The 11,777-nt window shown below is 61.8% G+C and carries 11 protein-coding genes and 1 pseudogene; 4 read left to right on the top strand and 8 right to left on the bottom strand.

Annotation, left to right across the window (positions count from 1 at the left end; translation table 11 throughout):
- Nucleotides 1-122: 122 nt before the first annotated feature.
- Nucleotides 123-329: pseudogene (locus E0497_RS20015) on the top strand (integrase core domain-containing protein); the annotation flags it as partial.
- Nucleotides 330-334: 5 nt separating this feature from the next.
- Here the strand turns inward: E0497_RS20015 and E0497_RS20010 are convergent.
- The 8 genes from E0497_RS20010 to E0497_RS19975 form a co-directional block, all read right to left on the bottom strand.
- Complete coding sequence (locus E0497_RS20010; protein WP_161987471.1) at nt 335-1,891, bottom strand: sugar ABC transporter ATP-binding protein; 1,557 nt, start codon at nt 1,889-1,891, stop codon at nt 335-337.
- A gap of 73 nt (nt 1,892-1,964) precedes the next feature.
- A complete protein-coding gene (locus tag E0497_RS20005; RefSeq protein ID WP_137726552.1) occupies nt 1,965-3,608 on the bottom strand; it encodes a long-chain fatty acid--CoA ligase in 1,644 nt (547 codons plus the stop codon).
- Complete coding sequence (locus tag E0497_RS20000) at nt 3,601-4,185, bottom strand: carboxymuconolactone decarboxylase family protein (protein WP_137726551.1); 585 nt, start codon at nt 4,183-4,185, stop codon at nt 3,601-3,603. Before E0497_RS20000 ends, E0497_RS20005 begins: the two co-directional genes overlap by 8 nt.
- A 4-nt stretch (nt 4,186-4,189) precedes the next feature.
- A complete protein-coding gene (locus E0497_RS19995; RefSeq protein WP_137726550.1) occupies nt 4,190-5,056 on the bottom strand; it encodes a fumarylacetoacetate hydrolase family protein in 867 nt (288 codons plus the stop codon).
- A gap of 3 nt (nt 5,057-5,059) precedes the next feature.
- Nucleotides 5,060-5,539: a VOC family protein gene (locus E0497_RS19990; RefSeq protein WP_161987470.1), complete on the bottom strand. Its 480-nt coding sequence runs from the start codon at nt 5,537-5,539 to the stop codon at nt 5,060-5,062.
- A gap of 136 nt (nt 5,540-5,675) precedes the next feature.
- Nucleotides 5,676-6,740: an ABC transporter permease gene (locus E0497_RS19985; RefSeq protein ID WP_161987469.1), complete on the bottom strand. Its 1,065-nt coding sequence runs from the start codon at nt 6,738-6,740 to the stop codon at nt 5,676-5,678.
- Complete coding sequence (locus E0497_RS19980) at nt 6,737-7,891, bottom strand: sugar ABC transporter substrate-binding protein (protein WP_137726547.1); 1,155 nt, start codon at nt 7,889-7,891, stop codon at nt 6,737-6,739. Before E0497_RS19980 ends, E0497_RS19985 begins: the two co-directional genes overlap by 4 nt.
- Before the next feature lie 268 nt (nt 7,892-8,159).
- The gene (locus tag E0497_RS19975) at nt 8,160-9,083 is read right to left on the bottom strand and encodes a FadR/GntR family transcriptional regulator (protein ID WP_161987468.1); all 924 of its coding nucleotides are present in this window, start codon (nt 9,081-9,083) and stop codon (nt 8,160-8,162) included.
- Between the two features lie 168 nt (nt 9,084-9,251).
- Between E0497_RS19975 and E0497_RS19970 the strand changes: the two genes are divergently transcribed.
- The 3 genes from E0497_RS19970 (at nt 9,252) to E0497_RS21140 (ending at nt 11,677) form a co-directional block, all read left to right on the top strand.
- Nucleotides 9,252-10,121, top strand: a complete 870-nt coding sequence (locus E0497_RS19970; protein WP_161987467.1) for a phosphotransferase family protein — start codon at nt 9,252-9,254, stop codon at nt 10,119-10,121.
- Nucleotides 10,114-11,298, top strand: a complete 1,185-nt coding sequence (gene eno, locus E0497_RS19965; RefSeq protein WP_137726544.1) for a phosphopyruvate hydratase — start codon at nt 10,114-10,116, stop codon at nt 11,296-11,298. The genes E0497_RS19970 and eno overlap by 8 nt, the downstream gene beginning before the upstream one ends.
- A gap of 115 nt (nt 11,299-11,413) precedes the next feature.
- On the top strand, nt 11,414-11,677 hold the full coding sequence (locus E0497_RS21140; protein WP_137726543.1) for a DoxX family membrane protein: 264 nt from the start codon (nt 11,414-11,416) through the stop codon (nt 11,675-11,677).
- Nucleotides 11,678-11,777 lie beyond the last annotated feature (100 nt).

Raw genomic sequence — 11,777 nt, 5'->3', positions numbered from 1 at the left:
CTGGTTTCGGCTGGGTGCTTCGCAACTTCCATCCAAGCCGGTAGGTCACACCCTCAAAACACCGGCCCCGCCTCCGCGAATCCGCAGGTCACAGCTGCCTCATCCGATCTTTCCGGGGCCCTGACAGTCTCGCCGAGTCGTTCAACGCCGCACTCAAACGTGAAGTCCTCCAAGACGCGGGCACCTGGCCCGACGAGGCCACCTGCCGCCGGCAGGTGTTCCGATGGCTCGTCCGTTACAACACCCGCCGCCGGCATTCCTGGTGCCGACACCAGTCCCCGAACACCTACGAGGCCCACCACGCCGATACGCTGCGGTCAGCGGCATAAATCCATCACCCGTGTCCAAGAACCGGGGAGAAGGCCCGACTCTCGGTGAGGGCAGCTAGTTCAGCGGGATCGAGGTCAGGTGCAACACGTTGGTCTATCAGTTGCCCCTTTGCGAGCACGACTACGCGATCGCACCATTGTGCAAGCTCCTCGAGATCGGAGCTGACGATCAGCGCAGTAGCTCCGGCATCGACGTATTCGCGGATGTGCTGGTGGATGTCGGCACGGGCACCGACGTCCACACCCTGTGATGGCTCGTCGAGTAGGAGTACATCCGGTCGCGTGCGCATGACGCGTGCAACGACGACCTTCTGTTGGTTGCCTCCTGAGAGTGTCGATACTGCCTGGTTTTGGGATTGGGCCACGACCCCGAACTGTGCAATCGATTGGTCGGCGTCGCGGCGTTCGTCCTTTTTTGAGAGCGCAACGCCGTGCCAGTACCTGGATACGTCGATCACGGAGAGGTTTTCTCGGATCGAGAGTTCGGGGAAGATGCCTTCGCCTGGTCTGTCTTCGGGCAGGTACGCGAATCCGGCCCTGATCGCAGCTCGTGGTGACGAGGCTGTGATCGATTCGCCGCGTAGAGCGATCGTGCCAGCGGCGGGTTTGAGTGAACCGCTGAGCATGCGCAGCAGGCTTGTTCGGCCGGATCCAACGAGGCCGGCTATCCCGACCACTTCTCCCTCGTGCAGAGTCAGATCGATGTCGTGAATCGGACCGCCGGTCAGCCCTCGGACCTGCAGGATCGGTGATGCAGATGGACCGTAGGTGGAGCCGGTACGTCCGCTGGACGGTGTTGCTCGACCAACGATCAGTTCGGCTAGTGCTGCGGGGGTGAGCCCGTGATTGTCGATGGTTGTAATGTGTCGACCATCTCGGAGCACAGTGATGTCGTCTGCGATCTCGATGACCTCGGCGAGCCTGTGGCTGACGATCACGATCGTCTGGCCTCGGCTGGCGAATCGGCGGAGCGCGGTCACGAGTGCGTCCACTTCCGTGATGGCGAGGGCTGCGGTGGGTTCGTCGAGGATCAAGATGCCGTCGTCCGCGTCTGCTTGGTCTTGCAACGCCCGAGCGATTGCCACCATTGTGCGTTCCGCCGGCCGCAGGCCAGCTATCCGCTGGTGCGGCGACACGTCGATGTGGAATCGATCGAGAACTTCCTGAGCATGCGAATTGACTGCCTTCCAGTCGATTCCGCCCAGACGGGTACGTGGAAAGCGATCGCCGACGATGAGGTTTTCTGCCACGGTCATCGAGTCGAACAGTCCAGGGTCCTGGTGTACGAAACGAAGTCCGCGTTCACGTGCACCTTGCGCTGTGAGGTCGGCTGTGACCACCGTTTCATCTCCGATGACCACTTCGCCGCCGGGGTCAGCGGGAACTGCGCCGGCAAGGATCTTGATGAAAGTGGACTTGCCGCATCCGTTGCCTCCGACGAGGGCATGGATGTGACCGCGCGTGATATCGACCGACACGTCGTGCAGGACTTGGTTGTTCCCGTATGTCTTGGAGATGTTGCGCGCGCTCAGCGCGACTGGGGAGGCGATCGTTGTCGTCATGGGAATCCTCACTCTTGAGCGAGATATTGGCTGGGTGTGGCACCGGGGGCAGTTCCAGCCATCCGGATCGAAGTCACACGGTGCTGCCGGTGTGCACCACCGGAAGTTTGCCGTCCGCATAGGACTGGCGCAGTTGCTTCTTGTCGAACTTCCCGACGCTGGTGCGTGGTAGGGCTTCTACGTGTGACCAGCGCTCGGGAAGCCACCAGCGGGGGACGCGTTCTGCCAGGTAAGTGCGCAGTTCTTCTGTGTCGAGGGTCAGTCCATCACGTAGGACCACTACCGCGCATGGCCGTTCGTCCCACTTGGTGTCCGGTACGCCGATGACAGTGGCTTCGATGACGTCGTCATGGCCGACGAGATGTGCTTCGAGGTCGACTGAAGAGATCCACTCGCCACCGGATTTGATGACGTCTTTGGCCCGGTCGGTCAGAGTGATGTAGCCGAGTTCGTCGACCGTGCCGATGTCGCCGGTGCGGAGCCACCCGTCGTGGAACCTCTCGGGTGCGTGGACACCGTAGTAGGCGTCGGCTACCCATGGTCCTCGTAGTTCTAGTTCACCGATGGATTGCCCATCATTCGGTAGCGTCTGACCGCTCTCGAGATCGACCACTCGTAGGTCGACGCCTGCGAGAACACGTCCTTGGCTCGTGTAGCGGGGATCCAGCTCGGCGTTGCCGGTGGAGGCAGGTCGGTTCACGGAGACCAGTGGTGAGGTTTCCGTCATCCCCCACCCCTGGAGCATCCGGACTCCATGCTGTTCGTAGGTGCGGCGCAAGGATGCCGGCAGTGGGGCCCCACCGACCACGATGGTGTGGAGGGACGAGATCGCTTCCGATCCGGACGATTCGAACTTCCGGGCGATGTCGCTCCAGATCGTGGGAACACCGTTGGCGAACGTCGGATTGAACTCTTCGACCGCCCAGAGAATCGAGTCGGGGTCGACGAATTTGTTCGACAGCACTAGGTCGCCGCCGGCCCAGAACGTGGCGTAGGGGTAGCCCCAGGCGTTGGCATGGAACATCGGGACGATGATGTAGCAGCTGTCGTTACTGCTGAGAGCGGCTGCGTTGGCGGTGCACAAGCTCATTGCGTGCAGCCAGATCGAGCGATGACTGTAGGCGATGCCCTTCGGGTCGCCGGTGGTGCCTGTCGTATAGCACAGTGTTGCCGCGCTCAGTTCGTCGACGGGCGGACCGAAGCCCTCGTTGTCGTGTGTGGCCAGCAAGTCGTTGTACTGATGTACAGCGCCGGTCCACGAGCGGAGACGGTCATCGTCGACCGGGCCGGTAAGAATCAAGGTGCGCACGGTTTCCAGCTGATCGAGGACCGGCATGAGGAGACCCAGGTACTCGGGGTCGACAATGATCGCTCGGTCTTGTGCATGGTTGATCGTGTAGACGATCTGCTGCTCGAACAGTCTCACGTTGATGGTGTGCAGGACGGCACCCATCGATGGCACCGCGAAATATGCATCGAGGTGCGGTTGAGTGTTCGGAAGCAGTGACCCGACCCGGTCGCCCGGTTCGATTCCGAGAGCACGTAGTGCCGTCGCTAGCCGGCCTGCCCGGTCGGCTAGTTCACTGTAGGTGACCGACGTCGCAGTGCGGTTCTCTTGGATGGTGGTGGCACAACGGTTTCCGTGCCAGCGGGCACCGTGGTCCAAGATGTTGCGGACGGTCAGTTCACCGACTCCGATGCTTGACTTCTCACTCATGTGCCACCGCCTGCTGCGCTGTGGGGCCGCGCCACTCGTTTCCCGTTCGGCGCGCCCATGGTTCCAGTTCGATGTTGAATCCGACGAGCATTTGCCCGATCGTTCGGTACAGGCCGATGACTGTGAACAGGTCGACTGCTTCGTCGTCAGCGAAATGGTGCTGGAATTCGCTCACCACGGCGGGCGGAATCGTGGTCTCGGTGACCGAGGCGTCGACCAATGCGAGCAGTGCGCGTTCGCGTGCACTGAACACCTCTGATTCGCTCCAGCGGTCCAGCATCACGATCTTGCTCTCGGACAGTCCTGCGTCCAACGCCATCTGCCGGTGGTGGACCCATTCGTACTCGGCGCCAACCAACTGGCTGACCCTCAGGATCGTCAACTCGATGGTGGCTCGGTCGACCACGACCGCGTCCCACAAGTTCCAGATGAGCGCACAGGCGGTGTCCAGCGTGCCAGGACTGTTGGCGTACATACGGTAGAAGTTGGCGCCGCGGCCACGTTGCGTGACGACCGCGGACAGTGCGTCACCCGCGGCGTCACCGTCAGATTCGTCGACCATACGGATCGTGGGCATCTCCTCACCCCTGCCGCGGTGTGGATTTGACGCACACGACCGTGTTCTTCAGGGTGCCAACGCCTTCGACGCTGATTGCGACCTCATCACCGGGGGACAGGTACGGTCCGGCGAACACGGCGACACCGGCAGGAGATCCCGTCGCGATTACGTCTCCAGGCTGCAACGTGACCGAGTGGCTGAGGTACGACACAAGTTCGGCGAAGCCGAAGATCAGGTCATCCGTGGTCAGGCGCTGCTTCTGCACGCCGTTGACTTCGGTTGTCAAGACGAGGTCGTCGAGAGGGCCAACTTCGTCGACGGTGACGATCCATGGACCGAAGGCGCCGGACGCATCGAAGTTCTTTCCCGGAGTTACCTGGCTGGTGTGACGCTGGTACTCGCGGACGCTGCCGTCGTTGAAACACGACACGCCGGCAACATGGTCGAGTGCCGATTCGACAGGGATGTTGCGGCCCGGCTTTCCGATGATCAGTGCGATTTCACCCTCGTAGTCGAACGTGGTGACGTCACTGGGCATCTCCAATTCCCCGCCGTGACCCACCACGCTGGATCCGAAACGGACGAACACCATCGGGTTGGTTGGCGCATCCGACCGGGGCTTTCCGGCCTCGACCAAGTGCGAGTAGGTGTTCAGGCCGATTCCGAACATGTGCTCGGGATGCGGGACCGGTGGAAGTAGCCGGACCTGAGTCAAACTCAGTTCACCTGACTCGGACGCAGCGTCTGCCGCGGCCGGCAGGCCTTCTGCGAGGTACGAAGCCAGAGACGGCAGGCCGGTGCGTGCACCGAGTCGGACGATGCCGCCGTCACGTGCACTGATGACTCCGAAGTCGATGATCCCGTTGCGCTCGAAGGTGATCAGCTTCATCTCTCAGTCCTCCTTCGCCGGGGAGTGGCCAAGCGTTCCGGTCTTGCCGTACTTAGCGAGGGCGTCGGCGTGCTGACGCATGACTTCGTCGGGGTCGGCATCGATGTCGATCGGCCACGCGAACGGCTGTTTCGCCTCGTCACCGGTGGGGGCGTACACCTCCAAGCGGTTGCCCTCGGGGTCGAAGAAGTACACCGACAACGAGACGCCGTGAGTGACAACGCGCTCGATCTGGACACCTTCCTCTCGGAAGACCCGAACGTAGTCGGTGACGTCTTGGAGGCTGTAGCAACGGAACGAGATCTGCTGGACACCACCAGTGGCGAGTGCCGGGTCCTCCCACAGCACAATCTCGTGATGTTCGCCGGCCAAGTCTGCGTTCATGAATCGCAGTGGTGCAGCGGACTCGTCGATCGACTGGAGGTTCAGCACGTCCTCGTAGAAGCGCTTCTGTACGGCAAGATCCTTGACGTACAGACCCATGTGGCCGAGGCATTCGATGGTGCGGCGCCCGTAGTGCGGGGAGTAGACACGTTCGGTGGCAGCCGACTCTGAGATCGTTGTGGGGGTACTCATAGTGGAGTTGTCCTTTCGATTCGGAAGGAGAGGGAACGGGGCGTCAATGCCCTATGGGCCGTCGCCCACGCTTGCGGCCGAGAATGACTGAGGCGCACATCGCGACGATCAGTGCGACGCCGTTGAAGATCGGTTCGACCCACGATGCGGCACCCATGAATTGCAGGCCGCTGACGCTGAAGGCGACGAAGTAGACCGCGAGGATGGCTCCGGGGAAGTTGAATGCACCCGGGGTGAAAGCGGCGGTACCGAGGAACGCGGCGACCAGTGCGGGCAGCAGGAGATGTCCGGCGGCCATCTGCGGGTCGGCGGACCCGAGCTGACCAAGCTGGAACAGTCCCGCAACTGCGGCGAGCGCGCCGGCCATCACATACGAGCCGATCTCGATGCGACGGACCGGGAGGCCGACGAGGGCTGCGGCAGCGGAGTTCGATCCGACGGAGGTCATGTGACGGCCGAGGGGTGTGTGCGCATGCATGTACCAGAGCACCAGTCCGATGGGGATCACCCACAGAAGGCCTGTCGGGATGCCGGCGACGCTGCCTGATGCGGAGCGGATCAGGCCGGGAGAGACCCCTTGCGAGATGGATTCGCCTGCGGTGTACCACTGGGCGAGACCCAGGAGCAGCGTCGACATACCCAGAGTGATGATCAGCGGGTTAGCACCCGTGTACGCGATGATCAGCCCGTTGACGAGGCCGATGACCATGCCCAGCCCGATGGTCAACGTTGCTGCCAACCACAGCGGCAGATGGTGATGACTCATCAGTGATGCTGCCACGATGGACGCCACGCCCATGGTCGCGCCGATCGACAGGTCGAAACGCCCTGCGATCAGCGGGGGGATCGCGGCAAGAGCCAGGATCACCAGACCTGCGCGGGCGCCGAGGATCACGGTGAAGTTTTCAGGTGTAAAGAACAGAGGGCTGGCCAGCGCGAACAGGCCGATCAGCACGATCAACAGGGCCAGGAGTCCGTACTTCTCCGCCAGCTCGACGAGCGTCGCGCGATCGACCGAACTGGAGCGCGCGGATCTCGGCGGTTGAAGGTTCGGATTATCTTCTCGGGTAGTCGGTTCGGCGTTCTTCTCGCCGATCGACGCGCTCACTTTGCGCCCCAGACTGTCTTGTATGCGGCCTTGTAGTCCACGTCGCCGGGTGCCCACTGCCCGGAGTCGGGCAGGTTGTGCTGGTCATCGACCAACTGGAACCCGAGCCCCTGGTCGACCGGTGCTGCCGCAGGGTCTGCGAAGTAGCGGTTCATCTGGTCCATCACGGCCCACGCCTGCCATTCCTGGGGAAGCGCCACGCATGCGTTCTGAGGACCACCTCGCCGAATCATGTCGAGGTTCTCGGAGAAGCACTCGCCGCCCATCACTTCGAGGGTGCGTGGGACCGAGTTCAGCGCGCTGGAAGCGTATGCCGCAAACGCGGCGTCGTTGGGGACGACGAGTGCGTTCGCGTCGGCATGCTTGAGCAGCGCTGCTTCGAGTTTCTGGCCGGCGACCGGCTTGGTGGTTTCAGCAACGGTAATGTCGACCGTGCCGACCACCGAACACGTGCTGCACTCCGCCAGTTGCTCAGTGAATCCCTTGATCGCTGCACCGTGGAGGTTGTTTCCCGGCACGTTCACCAAGAGCACCTTGGCGCTTCCCTGCGTGGCATCGATGATCCACTCGGCCTTACGTCGGCCCCACTCTTCTCGGTAGTCGCTCATCGATTCGTAGCCGTTGAACAGAACCTTGGTCGAGAACACCGGGTCGCCGGACTCGATTGCCGGATCGTCGCAGTCGAACGCCGAGTAGCCCATCACCGCAATGCCTTTGGATTTTGCTTCTTGGAGCGGTGCTCCGACCTTGTCGCAGTCGGTGGCGATACCGATGATGCCGTCCACGCCTGCCGCGACGGCTTCACGGATTCCGTTGGCGTAGTTCGTGGGTTCTGCGCGACCATCGAAGATGGTCACGTTCCAGCCAAGAGCCTGGCCGGCTTCCTTCATCGCGGCGGCCGGGACGTTGCAGCTGGAGATCGACTCTCCACAGGAGATGATCGATACCCGCTTGCCGCTTTGTGCGGCGGGACCTGTGGACTGCGGTTGAGTGAACGTGCCTTCGTAGGCCGCAGCAACGAGTTCCTTGTTTGCGGCGTATGCCGCACTTGCTTCTTCCTGATCGACAGTGCCGCTGCTCGCGTTCGACGAGCAGGCCGCGGCAAGTAGTGCGGCGGCTGCAACAGTCGCAAATCGAAGAGACTTCGTCATGGGTGCGCCTTTCAAAGGGGCCCGAGGCGTGCTTGCCCTCACAGAGGTTCGCCAGAAACTTCAATGCATCGTGAATGCATACAGTATGCGAGCTAGGTCACATCTGCAAGCAAAACGGGCATGGGTCACACCACCGTGTCGATGCTTCGGCGCAGGGGTGCTGGGCTTACCTCGACCCCAGAGCGGGAATGCCTGACTGCATGAGCGCAAAAAGAAGGGGTGTGGGTCAGCACTGGAGGCTGGCCCACGCCCTGTGGAACTGGGGCCGCTAGCCTCGGTTGCGCATTGCTCCAGCGTCGCGGGTGAGGGCCAGGAAGTGGTGGCCTTGGGCGGCGCGTGCCATCCGCGCAGTGTCTCCTGATGCCAGAGCTTCGACCAGTTCCTCATGGATCACGAGTCGACGCCCGAGGTAGTCCCTCAAGTTGTCCGTCGGTAGAACCTCTTCGAGTCGATTCTCCAGCGCACTCAACAGCGCCAGGTACATAGACTTGAGGACCTCGTTCTTGCAGATCTGCACCATCCGTCGATGCAGGGCCCAGTCGGCTCGGTAGAACCGCGGAGCATCTTCGAGGCTGTCACGCATCAAGCCGATGATCCCCCGACACTCGGCAACGTCGATGTCGGTACGTAGCCGCGTTGCTTCATCGAGCATCGCCGGCTCCAGCGCGTCGCGGACATACAAAACATCGGCGACGAGGACCGGTTCGGCTGACACGCGAAGTAGCGACTCGCCAAAAGCCACCACACGACGGTCTCCGACAGTCTCAGCGGCAAGGCCGGAAGCCGTACCGCTCGATCCTTCGCGGGCGATATCGAGGATGCGTTCCATCCCGGACAGGTCGTCGACGGCAGCCGCTCGCGCCGCGGCAACCTGCCTGGCCAGCACTTGCCCTTGCCGTGTCAGCTCGACGCGTTTGAATCGGGCATCTGCGGGATCGGAGGTGAAGGTCACCAGACCCGACCCGGCCAAGGATGCGGCTGCACGACTCGCTGAGCTTTGGCTCAGCTGCAGTGCCTGCTCGATATCGCGAAATGAGATCTGCATCGGACGCCCATCCCGCCACATGAGCATCAGGATCGCTGCAGTACGCGGCTCCACCCCCACCGAAGCGCTCAGCCGCTCCTGTAGTGAGGCGGATGCTTCTGCGGACAGACTCTGGATCGCATCCAGTAAGCGCTCACCCTGACTCATACGTTGCATTCTATCGACACAGGCCCATATGCTCCCAGCATGCATATACATGCATCACGCATAGATCCTCTCGGTGACCCGAGGACCGACACCCGAGATCCCGTCCTGGACGACTGGATCAGCTACCTACGTCGACGCAACCTCCTGCCCGATGATGCGACTCCAGCTGTGACGGAATTGACCGATGGCGTATCCGCGCGTGTCGTCCGCATAGGTGACCTCGTCTGCAAGCAGCCTTACGCACAGCTCCGTGTCAGTGACACGTGGCTGGCAGACGTCGAACGAGTGACTGCAGAAGCAGCCGCACTGCACCGGTTCAGCGAAGTGGCACCTGCGTTCGTTGCCTTCGACGAAGGCAACCACATGCTGGTGCAACAGTTCGTCGATGGCACCAACTGGAAACGACTCCTTCTCGGCGGAGTGTTCGAGCCGGCAACAGCCGTCGAAGCAGGACGGCTCTTGACACTCGTCCATCAGGAAGACCCTGCCACCTTCGGCCCGGACAGCCGGTACGCAAGCGCCGACCGTCTCCATCAACTACGACTCGATCCCTACTTCGGCTATGCTGCCGTGCAACTGCCCCACCTCGCCTCCTCATTGCAGGCGGTATCGGACTACCTGAGTCACACACATCAAGTTGTAGTGCACGGCGACTACTCGCCGAAAAACCTCCTGGTAGATCCAGCGAACCCCCAGATCGTTCGAGTTCTCGACTGGGAGGTGGTCCATGCCGGCGCTCCCGAGTTCGATCTGGCCTTCCTGGTTTCCCACCTGCGCGCCAAGGCCGCCCACATGCCTGATCGAGCACATGAACTCCGCAACCTCGAGGACAAATTCCTTGGCGCATACCGGCTTCCGTTCGACGTGCAGTGGTACGGCCGAATACTGGGGGCGCTACTGATTGCTCGCGTATACGGTCGATCTCCTCTGAGTTACCTCAACCAGTCAGCACAATCGACGGTGTACGAACAAGGCGTCCGGCTACTTAACGCACCACCGTCATCCACTTCCACTCCAACCGGAGGAACACATGACTGAACATGTCATCGGCATCGACGCTTGGGAGGCACTCGACTCCCGCGCACTGCCAACCGTCGGCTGCACCGTCCATGTCAGCGGCGGTGGAACGGGCACCGCGTTGGCCCCCGCAGGCGCATCTACCGGACAGTTCGAAGCAACCGTGCTACGCGACGGCGAGTCGCGGTTCGGCGGCAACGGAACCTCCCAGGCGGTCGAAATGATCGTCGGAAAGTACCGCGAGATCCTGATCGGTAGCCCTGTACATGAAGTCGATGCACTGCTGTCGGGACCAACCAACGTGACGTTGCCGATCTCCTTGGCAACAGTTCGTGCTACTGCCGATGCCCGCCGACTTCCGTTGTGGAGACACCTCGCAGAGATACACCACGAGCATCCTGTCCTCCCCTGCCCGATGGTCAACATCTTCTCCGGAGGACGGCATGCCGAAGGCGGTGGCATCATCCAAGACTTTCTTGCAGTCCCGCTGTCTGCGTCCACGTTTGCAGAAGCTGTCGAGATCGTGTGGCGGGTCCGGGCACGTGCAGCGGAACTAGTAGCCAACCGGTACGGGCGGCTGTCTGCGGCACTGGTCGCAGACGAAGGCGGTCTCGCTGTCCCCGACGGATCGGATTCGACGGCCATTGAAATGCTGTCACAAGCAATCGTCGACTGCGGGGTCGATGCGGGTATCGCCATCGATGTCGCTGCAACCCAAGTTGCCGAACCAGCACGACTCGTCGACATGCTCGCCGATTGGATCGACCAATTCCCGATCGTCTCCATCGAAGACCCGATGGGCGACGACGACGTGGATGGCTGGAAGCTGGCCGCTTCCAGGCTCGGCCACATTCAGTTGGTCGGCGATGACTACTACGCCACCAATCCCGACCGGATCCGCAACTCGATCGGCACAGATACCGCGAATGCGGTCCTCATCAAGTGCGACCAGATCGGCACCATCAGCAAAGCCCGAGAAGCGATGGATGTCGCACGTGACGCTGGGATGCGCACAGTGATTTCCGCCCGCTCCGGGGATACCGAAGATGCGAGCCTGGCCGATCTCGGAGTCGGCTGGAACGCTGGCCAGATCAAGATCGGTTCACTCACTCGCTCGGAAAGGCTGGCCAAGTACAACCGGCTGCTCCAACTCGAATCGATCGAGCACCTTTCCTACGCAGGGTGGCCACACTCCTAACCAGCCACATAGGCCGGGCAAGGCACTCATCGCGCAGACTGTGCCGGCCCGTAGCCTGCGAAGCTCTCGCACCGATTGATGCACTGTCCAGTCCATCTCTACAGAAGGCGCTGCCATGCCGGAACCGATCGATCTCGCTCTACTCGTAATGCGGCTAGTTGTCGCGTTCTTCATTGTGCGGCATGGGGTTTGGAAGTTAGGCTTTGCCGGTGGGATGGGCGTAGACAAGACCGCAGCCTTCTTCAATGCCACCGGGTACAGGCCAGGGCGAGTGTTTGCACTCGTAGCGGCCGGAACCGAGATCGGTGCCGGACTGCTGCTGGCATTGGGCTTGTTGGCACCCTTCGCCGCGGCTGCCCTGCGTGTCAGGGTGAGTTGAGTCCAGAGGTTCACAGCAACCCCGCCAGCAGGGCGAGATACGGATCAACCCCACCATGACGATTTCCACCACCGCCCCGGTCCAGGACAATAACCGAATG

It is taken from the genome of Prescottella subtropica (assembly GCF_005434945.1).
Taxonomy (GTDB): Bacteria; Actinomycetota; Actinomycetes; order Mycobacteriales; family Mycobacteriaceae; genus Prescottella; species Prescottella subtropica.
Note: the sequence above shows the minus strand (reverse complement) of the source record. Positions and strands in the feature narration are given on the sequence as shown.

Coding starts and splice junctions, on each gene's coding strand:
- E0497_RS21140 (WP_137726543.1), top strand. CDS start 11,414: ATGCCGGAACCGATCGATCTCGCTCTACTCGTAATGCGGCTAGTTGTC.
- E0497_RS19975 (WP_161987468.1), bottom strand. CDS start 9,083: ATGAGTCAGGGTGAGCGCTTACTGGATGCGATCCAGAGTCTGTCCGCA.
- E0497_RS20000 (WP_137726551.1), bottom strand. CDS start 4,185: ATGCCCACGATCCGTATGGTCGACGAATCTGACGGTGACGCCGCGGGT.
- E0497_RS20010 (WP_161987471.1), bottom strand. CDS start 1,891: ATGACGACAACGATCGCCTCCCCAGTCGCGCTGAGCGCGCGCAACATC.
- eno (WP_137726544.1), top strand. CDS start 10,114: ATGACTGAACATGTCATCGGCATCGACGCTTGGGAGGCACTCGACTCC.
- E0497_RS19990 (WP_161987470.1), bottom strand. CDS start 5,539: ATGGGTCTGTACGTCAAGGATCTTGCCGTACAGAAGCGCTTCTACGAG.
- E0497_RS20005 (WP_137726552.1), bottom strand. CDS start 3,608: ATGAGTGAGAAGTCAAGCATCGGAGTCGGTGAACTGACCGTCCGCAAC.
- E0497_RS19995 (WP_137726550.1), bottom strand. CDS start 5,056: ATGAAGCTGATCACCTTCGAGCGCAACGGGATCATCGACTTCGGAGTC.
- E0497_RS19980 (WP_137726547.1), bottom strand. CDS start 7,891: ATGACGAAGTCTCTTCGATTTGCGACTGTTGCAGCCGCCGCACTACTT.